This window comes from Neisseria dumasiana, assembly GCF_022870885.1.
Taxonomy (GTDB): domain Bacteria; phylum Pseudomonadota; class Gammaproteobacteria; order Burkholderiales; family Neisseriaceae; genus Neisseria; species Neisseria dumasiana.
Genome location: NZ_CP091509.1, coordinates 1,934,696 through 1,958,592 on the forward strand (window position 1 = coordinate 1,934,696; position 23,897 = coordinate 1,958,592).

The following is a 23,897-nucleotide window of genomic DNA, read 5'->3' on the forward strand; positions in this document are numbered from 1 at the left end:
ATACCGCTAATTATTTATTTTGAGTATATGAGCTAAGATATGCTATTGTCCAGAAATGATGATTATCGGTTATTTTTTAGGAATAAAGCGGTCGTGAAAATTTACAAACCATTATGGGAAGAAGGCATATTATTGTCACCCCAGCATTTTCAACAACAAAATCAATATAATGATTTTGTAGCGGCTACTATGCTGAAAACAACAAGGGCGTTTAATTGGGGAGTTGTGCAGCAACATCTTGATCACAAAGCACTTGAAGTCGGAAAAATCAAAATCGATTTCATACAGCTGTGCCTGCCCGACGGTATTGTTTTAGATACCCGTTTAAGTAACGATATTATTGAAGCCCGTCCTTTAGATATCATTCCGGAGTCGGCCAAAAATGTTTTGGTTTATCTGGCTGTTCCCATTTGGCAAAGCCACACCTCGAATTTGTCGGGCAAACAAGACACTGCAGGCGCACCACGCCGTTTCAAAAAATATTTTGAAACGGTTTCTGATTTATTTTCAGACGAAGAAGTGGAAATTGCCGTCGAGCAATACAATCTCCAAATCAGATTCGATTTTGAAGACAACGACAACTATATTTTATGCCCGGTTGCCAGATTGTCTAAAAACGAACACGGAAAATTCACTTTCGACAGCCGCTATGTTCCTCCTTCTGTGCTGCTTGAAAGCTCGCCTTATCTTGTTGAGCTTTTACAAAGGCTTAAGTCTTTATTATTTTCACGCATACACAGTTTGTCGGCACGTCGGAAAGCCCGTAGCGAAGATCTTGTAGATTTCTCCGTTTCCGATTCGACTTTGTTTTGGTTTTTGCACAGCCTCAACAGCGTGTATCCCGAAATATCGCATCTTGAACTGCATCCGAACCACCATCCCGAAGAGTTGTACAAGCTGATGAGCAGACTTTTAGGGATGTTGTACACCTTCCGCATCTCCGAATCCGTTGAAAACATAGACAACTACGACCACTTAAATTTATATAAAACCTTCAATAATTTAGAAATAAAAATTCGAGACTTGCTGGACGAAGTGATTCCATCCCCCGTTATTGAAATCAGTTTGGATCACTTCAAACCGACGCAATGGAGAGCACAGATATTCGATAGCCGCATTGATGGTTCGGCAGAATTTTTCCTGTCTGCACACTCTGAAACCTTATCGTTTCTCGACCTTCAGAAACAATTGCCTTTAGTCAGCAAAGTCGGCGCACCTGATGATGTGGAAAGAGTTATCAACACCGCTGTGTTGGGTGTGCCTTTGCAATTGTTGAATCAAGCTCCGGCAGGCTTGCCGGTACGCATGGACAATGTTTATTTCCGATTGGATAAAAACCACCCTGCTTTCAAACGCATGTTGGAATCTCAAGCATTCAGCATCTATGTTCCGGCATCTGTTACCAATTTGCGTTTAAGTTTATATGCCGTTGTAAACCTTTGAGTGAAAGAAACCCATAAATGAATAATCAATTTTTAATCAGAAGCAGCCTGCGGGATACCGCGATTGCCGTTGCCACTCTCTCTTCCGGCGCCACGCCCGAAACCGCAGCTACTTGGCACGAATATGGAAAAACATTGGTTACGCAATTCAAAAACCATCTGCACGAGCATGGTTTTTCATCAGAAGAAATCGATGCCCTATCGTATGCCCAATGCGCCCTTCTGGATGAGATGGCATTAAAACACCTTCAAGGGCAAGACCGGGACGTTTGGGAAATGGAACCTTTGCAAGTCCACTTTTTCCAGTCTTATCACGCAGGGGATGTTTTGTGCGACAGAATCGAAAAATTATGCTCAGAAAAAACGCCCGACAGCAAAATTGCCGAAGGATATTTAAGTATTTTGAATTTAGGCTTCAGAGGCCGATATGTTTTAGATGAGCAGGAAGCGCAAAAGTGGCGCAACGAGTTAAGCCGTTTTGTGCCCAAGCCCGCTTATTCCGCCGATACTTCAGACGGCCACTTTTTCTATTCAGACTACAAAGGCACATTGCTGAAAAAAGGTTTCTCTTTCAATCCGGGTTGGGTATTTGCCTGTTTATTGGCTATTACCGTTGTAACGTATTTTATATACGATTTTTATTTGAGTAATTTAGCGCAACAAATCACAACCAAATAAGCATAACTGAAATATGGATTCAAACCGCTATACTTTTTTATCCTTGCTGCTGGCCTCCGGGCTGGCAGCTTTCTGCATCATCATTTTTTATATCGACACCCATTGGTTGATAAAAAGCGTTGCCCTTTTACTAATCGTAATCGGCTGTGTATCGCTATGGTTTTTCAAAAGAAAAGAATTTCTTTCAAAAAACACGGGCTATCAAGGTGAATGGTTTGACATCCGCAACCAGATTAAGAACCTTGAGCAGACAGTTAAGTTTATTTTCATTTTGGATACCGACTTAACGGATAACAAAGTTAATGTTTCAGACGGCATCGCCTATATTCCAGTAAACAATCCGGAATATCTAAACAAAATAGCACTCGGATTAATGGATGAATACAAAAGCAAACCTCTTTTTTTGGGGTTGGCTCTGGTATGTCGTCCTGCAAAACATAGCGACATAACCCCTCTACTGAAAAACTGGCTGAGAAATATTCTTTTTCTGCAAAAAAACATTGATGCTTGCGTTCCTGTAAATCTGATTATCGATATGCCTGCAGATTTTTTAGGGGTGAATGAATTTTCAGAACCTGTGTGGTTTGCACAAAAATTAAACACGGGTATCCAAGAATCAAATCTGCCCAAGCAGTTTGAAAGCTTTCAACAACATTTGGCATCAGAATTTATCCATAATCACAACATTCTGAACAACCAACATTATATTCACCTGATCGAAGCACTTGATTGCTTAAAACAATATTTCAACCATCAGCATGATATAGGTTGGTCTTATATCGATGTACGCAGTATCGGCCTTGTTAACCGTTCAGACGCCACTCCTCATTCCCAATGGCATAAATTTATCTCAAACCGTACAGGCAAACTGAATATTCAATACTCAAATATCCGGAAGGTTTATCCATCCTATGCGCTGCATTTACCCGAAAAAATTATCGGTCGGGATTCTTTCCATCAAACCAACTGGCTGCAAAAACTGTTATTCAAAATATCTTCAATCATAGTTGCCGCCATTTGGGTAGCCGTTATGTGTTCAGGCTATAACAATGCCGCTTTTCTCAAAGGAATACAGGCACACGTTGACGACTTTAAAAACAAAGAGAATCTTTCTGAATCCGAACGCCTGAAAGTAACCGATACCCTATATGCCGACCTGAATATGCTTAAACGTTACCAAAACGAAGGAATTCCTACCCATTACGGTCTCGGCCTTTACCACGGTAACGACTTAATCATCAGCCTGGAAAAAATGCTTACCCCTTCCAAGCCTGCCGCGCCGCAGCCCACGCCTAAGAAGGAACCGGTGGTATTGACGATTGACAGCCTTGCCCTCTTCGAATCAGGGCAATACGAATTAAAAGCCAATGCCAACAAATCGTTAATCAAAGTGATCCGGGCAATTGAGGAGCAGCCTGATACACAAGTCATTATCGAAGGCCATACCGATAATGTCGGCAACCCGGCAGCCAACCAGAAATTATCCGAGCAACGTGCCGTTGCCGTGCGCGATTGGCTGGTTATTTCTTCCAATATCCCTGCCAGCCGCTTTGCAACCAAAGGTTACGGAGATACGAAACCTATAGCCGATAATGAAACCGAACACGGCAAAGCACAAAACAGACGGGTTGAAATCACCTTGATTCCCAACGAAATGATTAATCACAAATGACATCTGTCTTAAAAATATGACTTTCGTCTAAAAAATAAATTTAATATAGATAATTTCATTAGAATAAAGAAAGTTTACCAATATGCTTATTGGGCAAACTTTCTCCCTTTCAGGGAGTATCTTAACCTTCCTCATTACACAAGGAGTAATATATGGCAATTCCTGCTTATATGTGGCTGAAAGACGACGGTGGCTCTGCCATTAAGGGTTCTGTAGATGTAAACGGCCGTGAAGACAGCGTTGAAATCGTTGAATTCCAACACAACGTACGTATTCCTACTGATGCAAACACCGGCAAATTAACCGGCACCCGCGTACACGAGCCGATCGTTTTGTATAAAGAATACGATGCTTCTTCTCCCTACTTGTTTAAAGCGGTTACTACCGGCCAAACTTTAAAAGAAGTAGAGATCAAATGGTATCAAATCGACGAATCCGGCCAAGAGAAAGAGTATTTCAATACCAAGCTGGATAACGTTAAAGTGGTAGGTGTTGCACCCGTAATGTACAACATCAAAGATCCGCAACGCGAGCGCTACAACCACTTGGAGCGTGTAGAATTGCGTTACGAAAAAATCACTTGGACTTACAAAGACGGCAACATCATCCACTCTGACAGCTGGAACGAAAGCCGCGCTTAAGCCGCTAAAGTGCTGCCCACCGGCAGCACTTTTTATTAAACACATTAACTAGAGAATTATTATGTCTGCTCAGAATCAAGCCATGCTTCTCCGACGTTTGAACCATTACTGCCAACAGGCTATGGAAGCGGCGGCCAGTTTATGTCAAACCCGCGGTCATGCCGAAATTACCGTCGACCACCTATTTATCAAACTGTTGGAGCTGGATGAAGGCGATATTGTATCGATTCTCCGCCGCTATGAAATCAATTCAGACGGCATCTGGAATCCCCTTCTGGCAACCATGGACAAACTGCCCCGAAATGTGCGCGGCAACCCCAGCCTGTCCAAATCATTGGTTGCACTATTGTCTGATGCCTGGCTGCAGGCTTCTGATGACGGCAGCACAGAAATCCGTTCCTCACACCTTTACATTGCCTTATTAAAATCACCCTACCGCTTAATGAGCCAAGATGCCTGGCCGCTTTTCAGCATCACCGAAACACAGATAGGCCGTCTGAAAAACTGGCTGGACGAAGTTTCTACCGAAGGCATCCAACACACAAGCGATGCGGCGGAAAATGCCTCATCTGCATCAGCAGGCAATACCGAATCAGCCGCTTTTTCCGTTGCCCAAAACCACCAAAACGAAGCCTTGGCCAAATTTACCGTTAACCTTACCGAAAAAGCACAAAAAGGCGAGATAGACCCTATTTTCGGAAGAGAAACCGAAATCCGCCAGATGATCGACATTCTGCTGCGCCGCCGTAAAAACAATCCCATTTTGGTCGGCGAACCCGGTGTCGGCAAAACTGCATTGGTAGAAGGCTTGGCATTGAAAATTGCAGCCGACGAAGTGCCTGCCATTTTGAAAGACACTCAATTACTGGTATTGGATTTAGGCTTGCTGCAAGCCGGTGCCGGCGTGAAAGGCGAATTCGAACAACGCTTGAGAAACGTAATCGAAGCCGTTCAAAACGCTGAAAAATCAACATTGCTGTTTATTGACGAAGCACACACTTTAATTGGTGCGGGCAACAGCGCCGGCGGCGCCGACGCCGCCAACTTGCTCAAACCCGCATTGGCCAGAGGCGAATTGCGCACCATTGCCGCAACCACTTGGAGCGAATACAAACAGTATTTTGAAAAAGACGCCGCCCTAGAGCGCCGTTTCCAAATGGTTAAAGTGGACGAACCCGATGATGAATCGGCCTTTACCATGCTGCGCGGCTTGAAACAGCGCTATGCCGCATACCATAACGTACATATTCAAGATTCCGCCATCGTGGCAGCCGTTCAACTTTCCCGCAAATACATTACCGGCCGCCAACTGCCCGACAAAGCAGTTGATTTGTTGGATACGGCTTCTGCCCGTGTCCGCATGAGTTTGGACACCGTACCGCATCAGTTCAGCCTGATGGATGCCCAAGCCGCATCTTTGCAACGTGAAATTGAAGCGTTGAAAACCGATGATTTATTAAGCCAAGCAACCGAATCAGAGCAAGAAAAAATGGCTTTGGCCCAGCAAGAACTCGACGAACTGAATGCCAAAAAAGCAGCATTAACTGCACGTTATGAAGCAGAAAAACAGCTGGCCGATAAAGTGCAGGAATTAATCGCAAAAATCAAACACCCCGACACCGATGAATCCGCTCGCATTCACGCGAAAGACGAATTGCACGCAGCCCAAGCCGAATTGGAAAAAATGGCTTCAGACGGCCAAAGTTTAATATTTACCAGCGTTGACGAAAGCGTGATCGCCAACATCATCGCCGACTGGACCGGTGTGCCGACAGGCAGCATTCTCAAAGACGAACTGGCCAACCTGCTGCAATTGGAAAGCATCATGTCTAAGCGCGTGGTAGGCCAAGACGAAGCCGTCCACGCCATTGCGCAAAGCCTGCGCGCCGTTAAAGCCGGTTTGAAAACCAATGAATCCCCGTTGGGCGTATTCCTGCTTTCCGGCCCATCCGGTGTCGGCAAAACCGAAACCGCATTGGCATTGGCCGATGCTTTATTCGGCGGCGAAAAATCTCTCATCACCATCAACATGTCTGAATATCGGGAAGCTCATACCGTATCGCAACTGAAAGGCTCTCCTCCCGGATATGTCGGTTACGGGCAAGGCGGCATCTTAACCGAAGCCGTACGCCAAAAGCCTTACAGCGTGGTTTTATTGGACGAAATTGAAAAAGCCCATAAAGATATTCTCAACCTTTTCTATCAGGTGTTCGACAAAGGCATCATGCGGGACGGAGAAGGCAGGGAAATCGACTTCAAAAACACCGTTATTTTGATGACTTCAAACCTGGGTGCCGACGAACTGCTCCAGCTGCTCCAACCTGTTGAAGACGCTCCGGCAGAACAGCCCGAAACAGAAGGTTCATCCACTCCGGAATCTACCGAATCCGAACAAAAACAGCCCGAAATGCCGGAAGAAGACAGCAGCACCGAAACACCGGAATACACACAGGCAGAACTCCAAGAAGCTATCCGCCCTATTTTGGTAGATCATTTCCAAGCCGCATTGCTGGCGCGGATGCAGGTTATACTGTACAGACCGTTGCAAACAGAAGCCTTGGCTGAAATCGTACGCCTCAAGCTCAATAAAGTAGCGGCACATCTGCATGAACAACATCAAACCAAACTGGTGTACAGCGATGAATTTGTTCATCTGATTGCATCTTCCTGCACAATCAACGACAGCGGCGCCCGCAATATCGACCACCTGCTCAACCAGCAAGTGCTGCCGGTTATTGCACAAAGCTTCCTGCAATGGCAGCAAACCGTCGGCCACCCGCCCAAACAGGCAACATTGGCGGTAGCCAACGGCGAGATTGATGTATTGTTTGAATAACGATTGTTCAACTTCCCAAATGCTTGTGCCGGCTTTTACACAACGTCTCCAAAATGCTTCAAAAGATTGTGCGTATTGTGAAAAAGCCGGCACAGGCCTTTTCACTCGTTCATACAGCCGGACACCTTTGCAACACCTCCGCATGCGGATGCAGTTCAAAGCATAGCAGCGCAATAAGCACATCATATTCGCAAATAATCTCAACTTGCTCCATCGTTGCTGCATCTCCGACGGAGTTCTTGCAAAAGCCTCACCTTATCTGCCCGGCCATTCGTTTTCAGACGGCCTCACCCGCAAAAAAATGTTATGATTCTGCCAAACTCAATGCCTGCTGCCGGATACGCTTGCCGCAGGCTCGCGAAACCGATATTTGAAAAGGAAGTTACCATGCCATTGCTGGACAGTTTTAAAGTCGACCACACCCGTATGCACGCTCCGGCGGTGCGGGTAGCTAAAACCATGCGCACGCCCAAAGGCGACGACATTACCGTATATGATTTGCGTTTCTGTGTGCCTAACCGTGAGATATTGTCGGAAAAAGGCATACACACGTTGGAACATCTGTTTGCCGGATTCATGCGCGAACATTTAAACGGTGAAAACGTAGAAATTATCGACATTTCGCCAATGGGCTGCCGTACCGGCTTTTACATGAGCCTGATCGGCACCCCCGATGAGGAACAAGTTGCCGCAGCTTGGCTTGCTTCTATGCAAGACGTTTTAAACGTGCAGAATCAAAACGAAATCCCCGAATTAAACGAATACCAATGCGGCACTTATCAAATGCATTCGCTGATTGAGGCACAAGACATTGCCAAAAATGTGTTGGAGCGCAAAATCAGCGTAAATAAAAGCGAAGATCTGATGCTCGACGAGCGTTTGCTCAATTCATAAACACCAAAGCAAACGATACCGTGCGCTTTTACGGCAACCGGTATCTTTAATCTTCTGCATCAAGGCCGTCTGAAACTATTCAGACGGCCTTGATGTATTGGCCACTGCCATACCCAACCAAAATTTTCCTATATAGCCAAATCAACTCACTTTTACTCCAGCATTGTGGCACCTTGCCATTATAGTTAAGTAGATTGACTATACTTATGTTGTCTACTGCTTGCTGCCTAGTATCACAAATAAGTTTATTCGCGATATGAGCTCTTTTCAAAACCCTATAATTTTTAATCTAAAAGCATAAAGCATAGCATTTCACTCAAGAATTTACTCAATTAATTTCCATTTAAAACATAAGTTTATAAAATATATTACTAATAATAACAATTATCATTTGCAAGACAGCATTTTTTCCGTATAATGCACATCAACGGTTCAGCACATGAACAGATACAAAAGGAGAAAGAAATGCCTGAAAGTATTTTTAAGCAGATTTCTCTCGATATTCTGAGATTGCACCAAAAAGCTGTGCATTCACTGCTGGCAACACAATGTAGCGACTGTCCGGAAATCCATAGCGCAGTGTTTATCACACTAAACGGCAGATATTACGTTTGGCTTGAACACAACCCGCAAAACGAACCCGATACCGGTATTCTGCTGATTGAAACCGAAGATGCTTCTACCCGCTTAAGCTGGATCACTTCAGCCCGTACCGTAGAGCAAAAAGACAAACTGCACCAACGCGTTACCGCAGCACTACAACGACGTTTGCGTGCAACCAAAGAAACATTTATCCAAGCTGCAAACAGCCGCCTGATCGAACTTACCCCCCGTCAAGGCCGCTTAACCACAGCAGATAATCGGGATTATACGCTTTCGCCTTCCGACTTAATGAAGGCTTTATATCCGGCAAAACAAACAATAGAAGAATTTGCCCTGTAAAAGTTTTGGTAGTGGTTTGTGTTCCTTTTGCGCCCCCTAGTGGGGCGGTTTTTTTGGTTCACGATTCCGCGCAACAAATTTTATTGAAACAAAACATAACGCTTTTAAAAACAGCCATACCGATTTACAATCGGCAAAAATATTCCAAAAGAATAAAAATGGCTCGTTTTTACAATATCGCACTTCTTTGCTGTGCTTTTCTGCCAGGTATCCGCACCGCTTCAGCCGAACCAATGCACAACCGCATCCAATTTTCTGTGGGTGTAGAAAATTACCGGGAAACCTATCGAGAATACAGACACGGCACCCAACGCATTATGCAGCAGCGCGGCAAGTTATGGTCTGTTTCGGCAGGCATGGCATACCCGTTCAACCGTTACCATAGCGCAAACCTGAATGCCCGTTATGCCCAAGGCAAGTCGGATTACACGGGAGGCATAACGGCCAATCATGAAACGCCCGCCACACCTTACAGCTCTGTTTCCTACCATAATACGCCCCGAAAAGCCTACCATATACAAGCCGCTTACCAATACCGTTACCCGATTGGTGAAAAAACATCGCTTCTGTTGGAAACAGGCTTAGGTTACCGTGTACTTAAAGACTTACCCCGCAAACAAAACGAACACGATTACGACCGCCAAAACCAAGCCGTTTACGCCCGCGCAGCAGCCGGCCTGCACATTAAGCTGCCACGCTCGTTAGAACTCACACCGTTGGCGGCGTACCATCATGTACTTCACAGCCGACAACACAGCTACAACAACCGCTTTAACGTCACATTAAAACAAAAAAACGGCAAAGGTTTCGAAGCAACCCTGCCTTTATCGAAGCGTTTTTCTGATCAATCCGCACTAAGCATCGGCCCGTTTTACCGGGGATGGAAAGTATTTGATTCCGATACCGGCCACATTCGCAACGGCAACCAAACCCTTTCCGTTATCGAACCTAAAAACTATACACACGAAGCAGGGTTAAGACTGGAATACCACTTTTAAACCGAAAGCTTTATGAAAATAGCTTTATATAGTCAATAAGTTGGAGCTGGCAGAAATACCCGTCCTGTGATATTTATTTTAAAGACATAAAACTGCTTAGCCAAAACCATTAAAAAAGATACGCATAAAAATGCGTATCTTTTTAGTTCGGTAAAAATATTCTATAAAGGGGAAAACAGCCTTCGCGCGGCTACATCAAACCGCAAAGGGTTTTTCCCAAAATTTTCAGACGGCCTCTAGCGTGTGTATAACCCAACTCCCCTATTGGCCAACTCATCCGCCCGTTCGTTTTCTGCATGACCGGCATGCCCCTTCACCCAAGTCCAACGGACATGATGCCGGCCAACCAAACCGTCCAATTCCCGCCACAAGTCCTCGTTTTTTACCGGCTGCTTCGAAGCCGTTTTCCAGCCGTTTTTCTTCCAACCGTAAATCCAACTCTCCATACCGTTTTTCACATATTGCGAATCCGTACAAATCTGCACATTGCAAGGCCGCTTCAATGCTTTCAGCCCTTCGATAACAGCGGTTAACTCCATTCGGTTATTGGTTGTTTCCGCCTCGCCCCCGAACAATTCTTTCTCATTAGCGCCATAACGCATCAACACGCCCCAGCCGCCCGCACCCGGATTGCCCTTACATGCGCCGTCCGTATAAAGATAAACCGTTTTTTCCATATCAATCTGCTTTACTTTTGATTGAGCCATCATATCACAGGCCGTCTGAAAAGCTTTTTTCAGACGGCCTCAATACTGCCTAAGCACTTGTTATTAAAGTCGTTAAGACTTCAAGAGCTTGGCCTCTCTCACTTTACTTGCCAGCCACAAAGCCGCCGCCACTCCGAAAACATCTGCCAAAACATCCGCCAAACTGCCTTCTCTGGTTGTTGTCCACACAGCTTGTGCCACTTCGCTTCCCACCGCAAACAGCATAGCCAAAACAAATAACATCCGATAAGGAATCGGTTCGCCTTCTGCAATAAAAGCCTTTGCACACAACCAAGTTTGGGCAAAAAAGAGGGCGAAATGCGCTACTTTGTCAAAATGGCGGAACGGCGGCGCACCGCCCGAATCACGCAACAGCAAAAAATACACCCCGGCAAAAAACCACAACACGGCAAAAACAGTATAACGGTTGGCAGGCAGCCTAATCATTAGCCCTCCTCATCCAGCCACGTTTGGCATTGCGCAGCCAAACGGGCAAATTTACCCCCACGTTTGGTTAACACATCGCGCCAAGCCTCAACTTCTTGAATTGAAGGCGCTTCTTCCAAACTACATTCATACAAAAAGAAATCCAATGTTTCGGCAACAGCTGCCGGAGCCTCGGTGCTCATCAGTTCCAAAAGTGGCGTCATATTTCACAATAACAATAAAAAGCAGATTGAACCGGCTGAAAATCCGCATGGTTTTTCAAAAGAGCCGTTCTGATTGTCAAAGCAGATATTCTATAACGAACTCAATCAAACAAAATCGAATCTTCAACATGCAACCGCTTAAATCTGCCTGAAATAATACAACGAAAAAAGATAAAAAAATGCACACAATCGTAAGATTGTGTGCCAAGTCTACAAAGGAGAAATAGAGGAGAAACTATCAGCTGACTACTCAAATCAGCCAACGTCGCGAATTATGCCCAAGCATTTGAGCTGCGTCAATATTTTTATTTATATAATTTATCAATTCAGCCATTAAAATTATTTATAAGACTCTATTTCTGCAGCTTTGAAACCAATCATAGGGTATCGGATCATCTTAATATCAAAAATATCTTACATGTTCGCAAACGAATAAAAACGATGAATATAAATCCTGCTTTTTTTTAGAAACAACAAACCAAATCTGCCAAACAACCTTCAACATGTTTTACCTCAACCGTTGGGTTACGATGGCTACATTCATAAAAACTGCTTCGCAACCTAAACTGCTATCAAAGCATATTATATTAAGTGCATGATTTATATAAAAATATAAAATCATTTATCCTATAAAACCTTCAGGCAAAAAAATGCGCATAGCCCGTTAGGGTATGCGCCAAGTCTACAAAGGAGAAATAGAGGAGAAAACATCAAGCTGCACAAAGCAACCTGATGTGCGTATTATGCCAAGCCTTGAATTTGAAGTCAAACAAAATTTTCAAAATATTTTCGCCATCAACCAAAAAAGCAACAAACATCGTTCGTTTTATGTTCGGTTATGTTCCTTTATCCAAAAATCATACACTGCAAAGCGCATAACCTCTCATAATCTAGCTGCAAGCTGCTTTGCCGCTTCCTCACGTTCGCGCCTGCTTTGCTCCGGCAAATGCGTGTTCAAAGCAGACCATTTCGGCTGGCTTCTAGCTTTGTTCAATTCAGACGGCAGTTTAGAAGGCTGCCACGGCGTTTTGCCGCTCAGCATCTGAATCCGGGCTTGCGCCGCATGGCCGCGTTTTTGCAGCGCGTTGAGCAAATCCAAAGCGCGGGCGGCCAGCAAGGTGATGGTTTCCGGGTCGATATGCAGCGTTTGGATGCCGGATAATTTATCGCTGATGGTCTGCATATTCGGCAGCACACCGCCGAGCACACCACCGATGGCCGTACCCAAACCGAGCGAGCCGCCCAGCGTTACCATGTCCACGCCCAAGCCGATTAACGCACCCGTGGCCGCGCCCGTGCCGGTGCGGATGCCGTATTCTTTGAGCAAATCCGCATCAAACGGGTCTTGGCGGAATTCTTTCAACGCCCATTCACCCGTGTCGATTTCGCTGTGGTAAAAACGGTAGGTTTGGAACAATTGCTGCTGAAGTTGGCGCTCCAACTGGCGCACAGCGGCCTGCATAGTTTGCAATACCGGCTCGGGGTTGTCGTCTTCGTCGATTTCCTGCTTGTACGCGGCGACATCGAGCAGAAAATGGGCGATATCGTGTTTGGCATCGCTGTCGAGCTTTTGCCACTCGCGGCGGCGCATACCCATCAAGCGGTCAAGCGTATCGCGTTCGGGCAGCATGGTGGCGAGGTTATCCCACAAGCGGATTTCACCTTCAAAATCAAAGGCAACGGTATCGAATCCGCTGTAAACATGCAGCCCGCGCCGTGCCAGCATGGTTGTCCATTCGCTTAAATCCTGCCCTTCGATAAAGTTGAACACAGGCATCACGGGTTTGGCGCACCACGAAAGCACAGTCAGCTCGTCTTTATATTTGTTCAACACCGGCTCGCGCGCATCCACCACATACAAAGCCATATCGCTCTGCAAAAGCTGACGCAGCACTTTGGCTTCCTGATTGAAATCGCCCGCCGCTTCGGGGCTGTCGAGAAACTGCTGCAAACGCTCGATGCCGTCTGAACGGCTTGAAGTATTGGCTTCCAACCAATCCAGCACACCGCCCGCATCTTCCAAACCGGGCGTGTCGTAGAGGTAAACCAGCGTATTGCTGCCGTCGCTAATCGCCGCCTCTTCCACATGGCGCGTAGTGGCGGGTGCGTTTTTGACTTCGCCGAACTGACTGTCGCGCAGCAAGGTACGCAGCAGAGAAGTTTTACCGGTGTTGGTGTGGCCGACGACGGCTAGGGATAGGGGATTTTGCATGGCAAAAGCTTACATTGAATTAACAGCCTGCATTTTAGGCTGCAGGTCTTGTACCGACAAGGTATTCTCGTTAACGTAAAAGTAAACGTAAAAGTATAAATGCTAATTCACATAGAATTGATGGCTGTTTTTTAATTTTCTGAGTATTTTCAGCCTTAATATAGTCAATCAACTTAAGTTTAATAACAAAACCGTCATACTCGAACTTAACTCAAGCATGACGGAACGGTTGCTAAGTAATTGATTTGATAAACAAGTAAAATTTTTCTCTGCAATGTTGTAGGGGCGGATTACATATCCGCCCGCAGCGGCAAATCTTGCAAGGATTGTCCGGATATTCCGGAAATGTAAACACGGGCGGATATACAATCCGCCCCTACTATTGTGTTACTAAGTAAATAGTTTAGCTAATATAAACCCATCAAATATCTCCATAAAACTAGGCCGTCTGAAATAAACAGAATTTATTTCAGACGGCCTAGTTTTGCCAAATCACGCTGTAACAATTCTTCTAAGGGCAATTCCAGCGCATCTGCAATCCGCCCCATTATATCAATCGACACTGCTCTGCTGCCCCGTTCTATTTCGCAAATATAAGTTTTACTGATTCCTGCCTCAAATGCCAGTTCTTCTTGAGAGATTTCCCTCAAGCGACGGACTTGGCGCATATTTTGTGCAAAAACCAAGCGGTAAGGGTGTGGGTTGTTTTGTTTTTCCATTTAATAGAGTATGGAAAAACCCGACCGTCCAAACAATTAATTATAATGGTATATTTTTCAACTATAATTGAATTATATTAAATTTTAATTTATATTTATTTCTCCTTTTCAGGAAATTATTCAACCCAATAATAAGGAGACGATGAATGTACGCAAATAACGGTAATAATCCTAACTGGCCAAGCAAAACAGGTAATCCTTCGGGTGGCGGCAGAGGAAATAATCCGCCTTCAGGTCAAGGTGGTTCTAACAAAAAGTAATATCTTTTTTTCAATTAAATTGCGATGAAAACCATGAAAATTATTCTTTCTTGTTTCACTTTAGCTATCTTAGTTTCAGCGTGTGGATCTCCCCGACAATTACAACCATACCGTTATTGGTTTAAAGAAGGGGTATCCCAAGAAGCAACCGCAGATCAAGTAGGTCATTGCCGCCATGAGGTTAGAGCCAGCGACTTATCCCGCGAACAGGCTGCCAAATTAATTGGATATTGTATGCGCGCTAAAGGTTATATTGTTATGACAGGCTACCGTTAACCTATTCGCCAATCAAACCAAAAGCCGTCTGAAAATGAATTTTAGACGGCTTTTTGTTTTCAGACGGCCTCCCGCTCCAACCGCTCCCGCTGGCTAACCCTAGCCGGATCCAACCACGGCAAACTGCGTTCGGTTAGGGCTGCGTGCCATTGGCTTAAATAGTCTTCGAGGCCGTCTGAAAAGTCTTTTTCCACCAGCAACTGCACCACTGCTCCGCCTTGTGCGGCTTCGGCCAGAGCGGTGATTTGGCGCAGGATGCCGCGGTCGGGCACGCTGCGGGCGCGGATACCGATCAGCAGTTGTGCGGGCTGTGCCTGCAATTCGTTTTTTAAGACGGCCACGGCATCGCGGCTGTCGGCGGTGCCTTTGTCGAGCCAGTCTTGGCCTAAGATATGTTTGAACCATGTTTTGTCGGGCCATTCGGCATCGAGCATCACGGCCCATTTGGGGGATTGGTTGAGGCTGATTTTGGGGGCGACGGCAGTTACGGTTTCGCTTTGGGTGTCGGCATCGACAACGCGCTGCTGCCATTGTTGGATGATTTGTTGGTAATAGGGTTTTTCAAGCGGCAGCGGGCTTTGAGTGCGGCGGGCAAGGATTTTGCACACGAGCCATGCGGCGAAGCGCGGCAGCAGACCGTAGCAGATAATGCTGCCGATTAAGAGGCCGCCCCATTGTCGGGAGGCGGTGATGTCGTTGTTCAGGCGGCTGTTTAAGACGGCCTCGGTATCGGGCACGGGAAAGCCGAGTTTGGCGGGCAGCCATGATAAAACCTGCACGGCTTTGACAAAGGTGCTGTCGCTCAACAGGGTGCTTTCCCAGTTAAAGGTGTATTGGCGCACAGTAAGCAGCAGCACGACGGCGGCGAGCATGCCGAGCAGTGTGGCCAGCCACAGGCGGTGGGTGGTTTGGCCTATCAGCCAACGGGTGGCGGGTTTGTTCCATTCGTCGCTATACAGGCGCAGGATGGCTTGGTTGACGGGGTCTTTGCCGCGTATCCACATGGCAGGATTGGCAAAAAAACCGTTGGGTTTGAAGCGCATGCCTACGGCGACAAGCCACACCAGCAGCATCAGGGTGTGCAAACCAAGCACGCCTGCCAACACGAAAAAGAAGTTCAGCCCCGATTGCTGCATTAGGGTAAAGGTGCCGAGAAACCCACTTACCAGCCAAAACACGGTAGCCGCCAGCAGCAGCCATGCAAACAGGCTGCGGACGCGGGCGAGGCTGTCTTGCAGCTTGTGGTCGCTGTCGATCATTTCGGCGCGGCGGTTGAGTTTGGTTTCGGGATTGCCGTCGGCATGGCGCAGGGCTTCGGTGATGGGTTGCGGGTCGGCAGGGAAAATGTAGCTGCGTTCCTGAAGCAGGCGCACGAGTTCGGTAAGCTGGCGGTGTGGGTTGAGCATAGAAAATGAAGAGGCTGTTTGAAAATAAGGCGTTATTTTAGCATAGGCCGCTTTTCAGACGACCTGAGACCTTTGCAAAAGCTCTAGAACGTGCCTTTTCAGGCAAGCGGCACGGAGAATACAGACATATCATATATAGATAGGCTGGGCACAGCATAGAAATGCCTGTAGGTAGGAGTTTTATAGAGGTCTCAGGCTACGGTTCCCAATTAAATACATTTGTTATCTATGTTTCGGATTTTATCAGCCGGCTTTCAAATTGCTTATTTGACGATCGTTTAGCGGCATTCGTTGGCAAATACGCGAAATTGTACCAACTAAAATCAGTTGATTGAAATCGGCTTAAAGAACAAGACAAGCTGAAAATAGGGGAAAGCCTTTTAAATATAGCAAATAAACTTATTTTAAGTCCTAAAATATAAATATAACTAATTGTTTTTAAACAAGAGTGAAGCCTGCAATTACAGTCATAAACAGCCTTATTTAAGTGCAATCAGGCACAAATTAGGCACACCTTGAAAACGAAAACTTAAGCCTGCCTATCGTAAAGGGTATGTTTAAATTTTCGTTTTTATTTTGAATGTAGCTATGAAAATAGCGTAAACAAATTAATGTTTATATATCATTTAGCGTGATGCCGTCTGAAGTATTTCAGACGCCTTTTTTTGCCCTTCACAAAGGAGTATGTAAATTGAAACGAAATAAAACTATTTTCGTATTGGCGGCAGCATTCTGTTCCGCCATCTGTACCGCAGCACCGTATCCTCAATATCAACATTTAGTAGAAAAACATGCGGCGGCGCAAGGTTTAGACGCAAATCTAGTATGGGCGGTTATGGCTCGTGAAAGCGGTGGCAACCGTTACGCATTGTCAAATAAGAACGCCCGCGGATTGATGCAAGTTATTCCGCCGACTGCTGCAAGAATGGGTGTTAACCCAAAACATTTGTATGACCCTGAACAGAATATTATCGCCGGTACGCGGTATTTGCGTTACCTGACGAAGTATTTTAACGGTAACTTGGATTTTATTTTAGCGGGATACAACGCCGGTGAAGGGGCGGTGAATAAATATAAAGGCATTCCACCGTATCCCGAAACTAAAAAATATGTCCATTTGGTTCGTAACCGTTATGCAAAATTGAGCGGCAACCCTGCTTATGCAGCTGGGAAACATACAGCATTCGCTAAAGCGGTTTACCGGGCCAAACCTGTCGCTAAAGCAGAACGAGCCGAACCTTTAGAAGCCGCTTATGCTCAGGCCCCCAAACAGCATGCGTCTTGGGATGTATTTGGTGACTTTTAATTAATTAAATATGTAGTTTTTGTGTGTCCGCCTCTAGGCGGTTTTTTTTTTGGAGATTTGTATGAAATATGTAAGTGAAAATACCCGTCAATGGATTAAAGCTTTTTTGTTGTCCGTCATGCTTGGCGGAGCACAAGTTGCATTGGCTGCCGGAGGATTATCTTCTGCCGAGAGTAGCCTCAAAGATGCGATTATGGGCTTCTACGGTATTGTAGGTATCTTGGCCGGTCTGGCTATGCTTGTAACGGCTGTTTGGGGTTATTTGGGTAACAAAACTTTGAAAGACGTGGTGGAAGTATGTGGTTGGATTTTTCTTGCCGGTGCGGCCTTGGCAATAGCTAAGGCGGTCTTTGATTGGGGCAAACAAGCCTCCTTTTCTTAGGATAACTAAAAATGCGGAATTTACCGGAAGTCGATATAGATACCGAATACAGCACCTATGACGGACTGTCCCGCGAGGCCATGATAGCCGGTGTACCGATAGTACCGGCTTTTATTTTGCTTATAGCATTGATGGTTAGTGCAATGGGGCTAATACCTTTGTTGGGCTTAAAAGCTCTTTCCGTTTTTTTACTGGGTATTCCCGTAATTATTTTTTTGCGCATCTTGGTTAAACGGGATGATCAGGCAATAAGAATATTGGGATTGGAAATCTACTGGTGGTTTGTCCGACGGAAGTCCGTTTTATTCGGAGACACTTTAACTATTTCTGCAACTAAATTTGGAAGAGACCGAGATGATTATACCCGATTTATTAATGAAGATATTGAGGAAGCAGCCGCCGCAGCAAGACTTCTTTCCGAAAGTCAGTCGGCACGTTTCTGAACATATTTTTCATTACGACAGCGGCTACTTTGGTTTTACCCTAAAGTTTGAGGGTATTCCTTTTGAAGGTGTTAACGATGGGCATTTGATTGCAGCCAATGAAACATTGAAAAGGGTGCTTAATGCTGCGGGTAAGCAGTATGGAAGTCGGCTTGGCTTATGGACAACAATTCAGAGACAGGAAATCGGCTTAAATCACAAGTATGAGTTCTCCTCGAATTTCTGTAAGGAGTTTTCAGAACACTATATCAAAGAGTTCGGCGGGAAAAATTACTATGAGAACCTGTTTTACATAACAGCCGTATTGAAATATACAGATTTTTCAGACGGCCTTGAGGAAGCCCAAGAGCTTTTGGAATTGATGGTAAAAGGGTTGTCACTCTTTGAGCCGCAGCCTTTGTCGGTTTATGAAAATGATTCAGGCGTGACATTCTCCGAGGCATATCAGTTTTTAGGTACTTTGTGCAATGGCGGCTTGCGTGAAGAAATTCCCTTAACCGCATCCGCGGCATATAAGGTCATTCCGTCGGCAGATCTGCATTTCGGTACGGATATTTTGGAAATCAGGAGTGCCAGGCACCGTAAATTCGCCACATGTTATGACTTAAAGGACTTTGGCAAAAGCAAAATCATGGTTTTGCTGCCCGTTCTCTCATTGCCTTGTGAATTTACACTGACGCAGAGTTTTGTCTTTACTGAAAATGCGGAGATGCAGACGGCCATTAATAAACAGAACAATGCCTTGATTAGTGCCAATGACCAAGCAACAGATCAGCAGGAAGAGTTGCTCATCGGTAAAGGCGAGCTGGCCGCGGGCAGAACCATGTTTGGCGATTATTCCGCTTCTCTTGTGGTTTATGGTAAGACGGAAAAGGCTGCTGACAGAAACGGTTCGGCAGCCGTGACGGCATTCCTAAATGCCCATTCCTTCCGTTTTGTCCGGGCTACAGGCTCCATGCCTTCAACCTTCTTCAGCCAAATACCGGGCTATCGCCAACGTCCTCGTATGATTCCCAAAACCACTACCAATCTTGCTACTGTCTTCGGTATGCACAATTACCCTCAAGGCAAGAGTTGGGGAAACCCAATTGGTGACGGCTCCCCCGTTATGCCGCTGAAAACGCTGTCCAACACGCTGTTTAATCTAAGCCTGCATTACAGCCTTAAAGACCTCAATATGGTCGGCAAAAAAATAGCGGGACATACTCTGATTACCGGTGCGACGGGCACAGGTAAGACGGCACTCGAAACGGCTGTTTTAGCATTTATGGAACGCTTCAACCCTTATATGTTCGTGTTGGATTTGGATAGAGGGATGGAGATTTTTGTACGGGCATTGGGTGGGTCATATTTTGCCCTGGAAGAAGGCGTGGATAGCGGGTTAAATCCGTTCCAACTGCCTGATTTGCCGAAAAATCGCAGTTTTCTGTACCGGTTGGTCAATCTGTGTGCCGGTGGTGCGGACGCTTCGGAAGAAAGGCAGATCAAATTGGCGGTAGATACCTTGTATGAGCTGGCTTCAGAACATAGAAATTTCAGCACTTTGTTGGATAACCTGCCTTTTTCCACTTCCAAAAATTCGCTACGCACCCGTTTGTCAAAGTGGTGTCGAAGCGAAAATGGGGAATACGCATGGTGTCTAGACAGCCTGCAAAACCGTTTCAATCCCGACGCTTTCTACCGGATAGGAATGGATGCCACTTGTATTCTGAAAACAAATTATGAGCCAACAGGACCAGTATTGTCGTACCTGTTTTACCTGAAAGAAATCATGTCGGAGCGTGTAGCACAGGACGGCAGTCTGTTGGCTTCGGTTATTGCCGAGTTTTGGTATGCAGACCGTTTCGATATTACTTCCGAGTTGATGCTTAAAACTTTGAAGACCGGCCGGAAGTTGGGTGAATTTATGTTTTTAGATTCACAGTCTCCCGAGGACGCGGCCAAATCTCCCAATGCAGCCGCAATTGTTCAGCAGACACCAACTAAGATTTTCCTGCCTAATCCTGATGCCAGCAGAGACGCTTATATGCAATGCGGACTGACGTATAAAGAGGCTGAGGAAGTCATCAAGCTGCACCCGCTCAGCCGCACATTCCTGATTAAGCAGGGAAAACAAAGCACGTTGGCAACGCTTGATCTGCATGAGTTCGACAAGGAAATGATTGTCTTGTCCGGCACGTCGGAAAACGTAGCTCATATGCACCGCATCATTGAAGAGACCGGCAGCGAAGATCCCGAAGTATGGCTCCCGCTGCTTTATCAGACGGTACTAGGGGAAGCGACCGCTAATACCGCCTAAACAATGCGGTGTGCCGCCAACAAATACCGTCTGAATTTTTCAGACGGTAGCGGATTCAAATTTGAAGTGCAACTTTCCACAACAGAAAAAGGCCAGTATGCGGTAGCATACGGCCTTTCCTGCAAGAAAGATTGCATATGAGCTACACACAACTGACCCAAGACGAACGATACCACATCCAATACCTGTCCCGCCACCACAGCATCAGCGAAATCGCCAAACGGCTTAACCGCCATAAAAGCACCATCAGCCGCGAAATCAAACGGCACTGCCCGCAAGGGCAGCAATACAGTGCCAAAAAAGCCCAACAGCAAAGCCGGCTTACCAAGCAGCGCAAAAGAAAGCCCTATAAGCTCCATTCGCAGCTGATCCAACACATCGCTACCCTCATCCGCCGCAAACTCAGCCCCGAGCAAGTGTGCGCCTATTTGCACAAACACCACCAAATCACACTCCACCACAGCACCGTCTATAACTATCTGCGCGACGACAAAAGCAACGGCGGCACTTTGTGGCAGCATCTCAGAATATGCAGCAAATCCTACCGTAAACGCTACGGCAGCACATGGAGCAGAGGCAAAGTACCCGACCGCATAGGCATTGAAAACCGACCCGCCATCGTCGACGAAAAATCCCGTATAGGCGACTGGGAAGCCGACACCATCGTCGGCAAAGATCAGAAAAGCGCATTATTGACACTGGTCGAACGGGTTACCCGCTACACCATTATCTGCAAATTGAAGAACTTCAAAGCCCAAGATACGGCCAATGCCGTCATTCGGGCGCTGAGGGCGCATAAAGACAGGGTGCACACCATCACCATGGATAACGGCAAGGAATTCTACCGCCACACCCGGATAGCCAAAGCATTGGCAGCGGAAACTTATTTCTGCCGCCCTTACCGTTCTTGGGAAAAGGCGCTGAATGAAAACACCAACGGACTCATCCGCCAATACTTCCCCAAACAAACGGATTTCCGCAACATTAGTGAGCGGGAAATACGCAGGGTTCAGGATGAGCTGAACCACCGGCCAAGAAAAACACTTGGCTATGAAACGCCAAGTGTTTTATTCTTGAATCTGTTCCAACCACTACTACCTGAGTGTTGCACTTGAAATTAGAATCTAAGGGTATTTGCTTTTGTCCGCCATTTGGCGGCTTTTTCTTTATCTAAAGTGAGGTAATCATGAATATTCGAAAATTCAAAAAATCTGCTGTCGCCGTTCTTGTTTCAGCAGGCTTGATGCTCGGTTCTTCAACGGCTGCCGTTGCAGCCGGTATTCCTGTTTTTGACGGTGCGGCTGTTGCCCAAGCTATCCAACAAGGGATTCAGATGGGAGAGCAGATTCAAAACCAAATCAAACAGATTTCCGAACTGAAAAGCCAGTTAAAGGCGATTACCGGAAATCGGAATTTGGGTAATATCCTGAAAACCGAAGCACTCGAGCAATTGCCGGACGAGTGGAAGTCGGTTTACAGCCAAGCCATGAAGGCTAAAAACGGGAACTTTAAAGATTTACTGAGTTCCAAAGGCTATGACAAGAATGCGGACAATGACCGTTTGGTTAAGCATTACGATCTGACTTTAAAGGCTATTAAAGATTCAGAGCTACGTTTTAAAAACATCAAGGCATTGATGAATCAGGTCAACACAACCCAAGATGCGAAGGCGGCTGCCGACCTGATGAACCGTATTCAATTGGAAAATGCCTATATCCAGCAAAACCAAACCCAATTGGATATGTTGGAACGCTTTATGGCGTTGGACGAAAAAGTACAATTTAAGAAACGGCAGGCCGTTGATAGCTGTATTCGCCAAAACCGTATCAACAACACAAATAAATCCTGTGGTTAAATATTGAAAGGACATCTGAAATGAAACTTCAACTGTTGGGCTTAATCAGTGCGGCTTTGTTATTATCTGCCTGCGGAAAATCCGAAGAAGAGAAGTTTTATGAAAAGATGAACAAGGATATGGAAATCAGCAAAATCCGCCAAGAACGTGATAGTTGTATTCGTCAAAATCGAATCAACAATACTAATGTGGATTGTCACAAGAAGTTTCCTATACCTGAAAATTAACCACGATTAACCATATAAAGCCACCGGTAAAACGGTGGCTTTTTAATTGGAGACGTTTATGTCTACTTTTTTTGCAGACGTGGCAAAAACGCTTGGCGCAGATTTGGGGCAGAATCTTCTTGATAAAACCGGGGACTTTATCAGTCAGATTTCCCCGTTGTTTCTCTCAGGCTTCTCCCTGTATGTGCTGTTGGTGATATGGGACTATTACGGACAAAGTTTTGATACCACGCTGGTTGATTTCATCAAAAAATGTTGCGGTTGGATGGTTATTATCAGTCTTGCCTTTGCCCCGGCAGCGTACATGAAACTGGCCGTACTTACATACGGTTTACCGGATGAAATTGCAGGTATTTTTGCCGGCGGTTATACCGTTGATGCTTCCGCATTGGATGCCAGTTGGAAACTGTTAATGGATTTGCTGTATAGCATTTCTAAATTACATGAACAATATCAATGGTATGACTTGGGGGTGCATTTCGGTTTAGCAGTGAAGATAAGTGCCATTATCCTTGTTTGTGGTGCATTGGTTGTCGGACTATCGTTTGCCTTTTATATGGTGGCAAAAATATCACTGGCATTGGTTTTGATGATCGGACCGCTTTTTCTCGCGTTCATGCTTTTTCCTGCCACCCGTCAATATGCAATCAATTGGATCGGACAATGTATGAACCATATCATCACCTGCACGATGTTTGTTTTGCTGGCTAAAGTCCAAATGACCGCATTTGATAAAGCAATCAATATGGCACTCAGTGGCGGGGTGGCTGATTATGCTGCTGCCGAATTGCTGCCGCCGTTGTTTTTATTGCAAACCATTATTTTCCTAGTGGTTGTTTTCAATATTCCAAGCATCGCTTCTGCTTTAACCGGTGGAGCCATATTGTCAGGTGCAACCCGACACTTGAACTCTTTGGCAGGCGGCATGGGTACTGTCGGCCGCTTGGCCGGTCGTGCCGGTGGAGCTATGTTGTCTGCTGCCTCTACACGGCGCAGCGGCGGCGGTATCTCCCCTATGCTCAACAAGCGGCCTTCTTAACCTTAATCATGTA

General features: G+C 45.8%; 23 protein-coding genes. 17 read left to right on the plus strand and 6 right to left on the minus strand.

All coding sequences use genetic code 11. The annotated features are described in order from the left end of the window. Nucleotides 1-39: 39 nt before the first annotated feature. From tssK to LVJ88_RS09005, 8 genes are all read left to right on the plus strand, one after another. On the plus strand, nt 40-1,443 hold the full coding sequence (gene tssK, locus LVJ88_RS08970; RefSeq protein WP_233127577.1) for a type VI secretion system baseplate subunit TssK: 1,404 nt from the start codon (nt 40-42) through the stop codon (nt 1,441-1,443). Between the two features lie 17 nt (nt 1,444-1,460). Beyond that, the gene (locus LVJ88_RS08975) at nt 1,461-2,120 is read left to right on the plus strand and encodes a DotU family type IV/VI secretion system protein (protein WP_085418438.1); all 660 of its coding nucleotides are present in this window, start codon (nt 1,461-1,463) and stop codon (nt 2,118-2,120) included. 13 nt (nt 2,121-2,133) lie between these two features. Then, nucleotides 2,134-3,792, plus strand: a complete 1,659-nt coding sequence (locus tag LVJ88_RS08980; protein ID WP_085418437.1) for an OmpA family protein — start codon at nt 2,134-2,136, stop codon at nt 3,790-3,792. Between the two features lie 152 nt (nt 3,793-3,944). Then, on the plus strand, nt 3,945-4,433 hold the full coding sequence (locus LVJ88_RS08985) for an Hcp family type VI secretion system effector (protein WP_085356701.1): 489 nt from the start codon (nt 3,945-3,947) through the stop codon (nt 4,431-4,433). Between the two features lie 61 nt (nt 4,434-4,494). Continuing rightward, nucleotides 4,495-7,269: a type VI secretion system ATPase TssH gene (tssH, locus tag LVJ88_RS08990; protein WP_085418436.1), complete on the plus strand. Its 2,775-nt coding sequence runs from the start codon at nt 4,495-4,497 to the stop codon at nt 7,267-7,269. 387 nt (nt 7,270-7,656) lie between these two features. After that, the gene (gene luxS, locus LVJ88_RS08995; protein ID WP_054599935.1) at nt 7,657-8,163 is read left to right on the plus strand and encodes an S-ribosylhomocysteine lyase; all 507 of its coding nucleotides are present in this window, start codon (nt 7,657-7,659) and stop codon (nt 8,161-8,163) included. 465 nt (nt 8,164-8,628) lie between these two features. Beyond that, entirely contained in the window at nt 8,629-9,105 is a 477-nt protein-coding gene (locus LVJ88_RS09000) for an NGO0322 family iron-responsive protein (protein WP_085418435.1), read from the plus strand. Nucleotides 9,106-9,263: 158 nt separating this feature from the next. Continuing rightward, nucleotides 9,264-10,103 carry a hypothetical protein gene (locus tag LVJ88_RS09005; protein WP_085418434.1) on the plus strand — a complete coding sequence of 280 codons (840 nt, stop codon included), beginning with the start codon at nt 9,264-9,266 and terminating at the stop codon, nt 10,101-10,103. Between the two features lie 236 nt (nt 10,104-10,339). Here LVJ88_RS09005 and rnhA read toward each other — a convergent pair whose 3' ends face one another. The 5 genes from rnhA to LVJ88_RS09030 form a co-directional block, all read right to left on the minus strand. Further along, nucleotides 10,340-10,780, minus strand: a complete 441-nt coding sequence (rnhA, locus tag LVJ88_RS09010; RefSeq protein ID WP_085418473.1) for a ribonuclease HI — start codon at nt 10,778-10,780, stop codon at nt 10,340-10,342. Nucleotides 10,781-10,882: 102 nt separating this feature from the next. Further along, nucleotides 10,883-11,254: a VanZ family protein gene (locus LVJ88_RS09015; protein WP_054599965.1), complete on the minus strand. Its 372-nt coding sequence runs from the start codon at nt 11,252-11,254 to the stop codon at nt 10,883-10,885. Nucleotides 11,255-11,256: 2 nt separating this feature from the next. Further along, nucleotides 11,257-11,460: a dioxygenase gene (locus LVJ88_RS09020; RefSeq protein ID WP_085359887.1), complete on the minus strand. Its 204-nt coding sequence runs from the start codon at nt 11,458-11,460 to the stop codon at nt 11,257-11,259. A gap of 883 nt (nt 11,461-12,343) precedes the next feature. Beyond that, a complete protein-coding gene (locus tag LVJ88_RS09025) occupies nt 12,344-13,672 on the minus strand; it encodes a DUF3482 domain-containing protein (protein ID WP_085418433.1) in 1,329 nt (442 codons plus the stop codon). 464 nt (nt 13,673-14,136) lie between these two features. Further along, a complete protein-coding gene (locus LVJ88_RS09030; RefSeq protein WP_004282923.1) occupies nt 14,137-14,391 on the minus strand; it encodes a helix-turn-helix domain-containing protein in 255 nt (84 codons plus the stop codon). A 284-nt stretch (nt 14,392-14,675) separates the two neighbouring features. Between LVJ88_RS09030 and LVJ88_RS09035 the strand changes: the two genes are divergently transcribed. Beyond that, entirely contained in the window at nt 14,676-14,927 is a 252-nt protein-coding gene (locus tag LVJ88_RS09035) for a hypothetical protein (protein ID WP_125940155.1), read from the plus strand. Nucleotides 14,928-14,986: 59 nt separating this feature from the next. Here the strand turns inward: LVJ88_RS09035 and LVJ88_RS09040 are convergent, their stop codons facing one another. After that, entirely contained in the window at nt 14,987-16,333 is a 1,347-nt protein-coding gene (locus tag LVJ88_RS09040) for a DUF2868 domain-containing protein (RefSeq protein WP_198941577.1), read from the minus strand. A gap of 691 nt (nt 16,334-17,024) precedes the next feature. Between LVJ88_RS09040 and LVJ88_RS09045 the strand changes: the two genes are divergently transcribed. The 8 genes from LVJ88_RS09045 (at nt 17,025) to LVJ88_RS09080 (ending at nt 23,884) form a co-directional block, all read left to right on the plus strand. Further along, nucleotides 17,025-17,639: a lytic transglycosylase domain-containing protein gene (locus LVJ88_RS09045; protein ID WP_233127575.1), complete on the plus strand. Its 615-nt coding sequence runs from the start codon at nt 17,025-17,027 to the stop codon at nt 17,637-17,639. A gap of 61 nt (nt 17,640-17,700) precedes the next feature. Continuing rightward, entirely contained in the window at nt 17,701-18,021 is a 321-nt protein-coding gene (locus LVJ88_RS09050; protein WP_085419036.1) for a hypothetical protein, read from the plus strand. 11 nt (nt 18,022-18,032) lie between these two features. Then, the gene (locus LVJ88_RS09055; protein ID WP_085419037.1) at nt 18,033-18,464 is read left to right on the plus strand and encodes a VirB3 family type IV secretion system protein; all 432 of its coding nucleotides are present in this window, start codon (nt 18,033-18,035) and stop codon (nt 18,462-18,464) included. Continuing rightward, nucleotides 18,376-20,763: a VirB4 family type IV secretion/conjugal transfer ATPase gene (locus LVJ88_RS09060; protein WP_244694144.1), complete on the plus strand. Its 2,388-nt coding sequence runs from the start codon at nt 18,376-18,378 to the stop codon at nt 20,761-20,763. The genes LVJ88_RS09055 and LVJ88_RS09060 overlap by 89 nt, the downstream gene beginning before the upstream one ends. Nucleotides 20,764-20,900: 137 nt before the next feature. Next, a complete protein-coding gene (locus tag LVJ88_RS09065; protein ID WP_244694145.1) occupies nt 20,901-21,878 on the plus strand; it encodes an IS30 family transposase in 978 nt (325 codons plus the stop codon). Between the two features lie 71 nt (nt 21,879-21,949). Then, nucleotides 21,950-22,618, plus strand: a complete 669-nt coding sequence (locus LVJ88_RS09070) for a TrbJ/VirB5 family protein (RefSeq protein ID WP_244694146.1) — start codon at nt 21,950-21,952, stop codon at nt 22,616-22,618. 20 nt (nt 22,619-22,638) lie between these two features. Continuing rightward, complete coding sequence (locus tag LVJ88_RS09075; RefSeq protein ID WP_085419027.1) at nt 22,639-22,845, plus strand: conjugal transfer protein TraH; 207 nt, start codon at nt 22,639-22,641, stop codon at nt 22,843-22,845. 58 nt (nt 22,846-22,903) lie between these two features. Continuing rightward, entirely contained in the window at nt 22,904-23,884 is a 981-nt protein-coding gene (locus LVJ88_RS09080) for a TrbL/VirB6 family protein (protein ID WP_085358504.1), read from the plus strand. Nucleotides 23,885-23,897 lie beyond the last annotated feature (13 nt).

Bases quoted from the DNA above. Each gene is read 5' to 3' on its own strand.
- LVJ88_RS09050 (WP_085419036.1), top strand. From the start codon at position 17,701: ATGAAATATGTAAGTGAAAATACCCGTCAATGGATTAAAGCTTTTTTG.
- LVJ88_RS09080 (WP_085358504.1), top strand. From the start codon at position 22,904: ATGTCTACTTTTTTTGCAGACGTGGCAAAAACGCTTGGCGCAGATTTG.
- LVJ88_RS08985 (WP_085356701.1), top strand. From the start codon at position 3,945: ATGGCAATTCCTGCTTATATGTGGCTGAAAGACGACGGTGGCTCTGCC.
- LVJ88_RS09070 (WP_244694146.1), top strand. From the start codon at position 21,950: ATGAATATTCGAAAATTCAAAAAATCTGCTGTCGCCGTTCTTGTTTCA.
- LVJ88_RS09055 (WP_085419037.1), top strand. From the start codon at position 18,033: ATGCGGAATTTACCGGAAGTCGATATAGATACCGAATACAGCACCTAT.
- luxS (WP_054599935.1), top strand. From the start codon at position 7,657: ATGCCATTGCTGGACAGTTTTAAAGTCGACCACACCCGTATGCACGCT.
- LVJ88_RS09020 (WP_085359887.1), bottom strand. From the start codon at position 11,460: ATGACGCCACTTTTGGAACTGATGAGCACCGAGGCTCCGGCAGCTGTT.
- LVJ88_RS09075 (WP_085419027.1), top strand. From the start codon at position 22,639: ATGAAACTTCAACTGTTGGGCTTAATCAGTGCGGCTTTGTTATTATCT.
- rnhA (WP_085418473.1), bottom strand. From the start codon at position 10,780: ATGGAAAAAACGGTTTATCTTTATACGGACGGCGCATGTAAGGGCAAT.
- LVJ88_RS08980 (WP_085418437.1), top strand. From the start codon at position 2,134: ATGGATTCAAACCGCTATACTTTTTTATCCTTGCTGCTGGCCTCCGGG.
- LVJ88_RS09060 (WP_244694144.1), top strand. From the start codon at position 18,376: ATGATTATACCCGATTTATTAATGAAGATATTGAGGAAGCAGCCGCCG.
- tssH (WP_085418436.1), top strand. From the start codon at position 4,495: ATGTCTGCTCAGAATCAAGCCATGCTTCTCCGACGTTTGAACCATTAC.
- LVJ88_RS09005 (WP_085418434.1), top strand. From the start codon at position 9,264: ATGGCTCGTTTTTACAATATCGCACTTCTTTGCTGTGCTTTTCTGCCA.
- LVJ88_RS09035 (WP_125940155.1), top strand. From the start codon at position 14,676: ATGAAAACCATGAAAATTATTCTTTCTTGTTTCACTTTAGCTATCTTA.
- LVJ88_RS09030 (WP_004282923.1), bottom strand. From the start codon at position 14,391: ATGGAAAAACAAAACAACCCACACCCTTACCGCTTGGTTTTTGCACAA.
- LVJ88_RS08975 (WP_085418438.1), top strand. From the start codon at position 1,461: ATGAATAATCAATTTTTAATCAGAAGCAGCCTGCGGGATACCGCGATT.
- LVJ88_RS09065 (WP_244694145.1), top strand. From the start codon at position 20,901: ATGAGCTACACACAACTGACCCAAGACGAACGATACCACATCCAATAC.
- tssK (WP_233127577.1), top strand. From the start codon at position 40: ATGCTATTGTCCAGAAATGATGATTATCGGTTATTTTTTAGGAATAAA.
- LVJ88_RS09000 (WP_085418435.1), top strand. From the start codon at position 8,629: ATGCCTGAAAGTATTTTTAAGCAGATTTCTCTCGATATTCTGAGATTG.
- LVJ88_RS09040 (WP_198941577.1), bottom strand. From the start codon at position 16,333: ATGCTCAACCCACACCGCCAGCTTACCGAACTCGTGCGCCTGCTTCAG.
- LVJ88_RS09025 (WP_085418433.1), bottom strand. From the start codon at position 13,672: ATGCAAAATCCCCTATCCCTAGCCGTCGTCGGCCACACCAACACCGGT.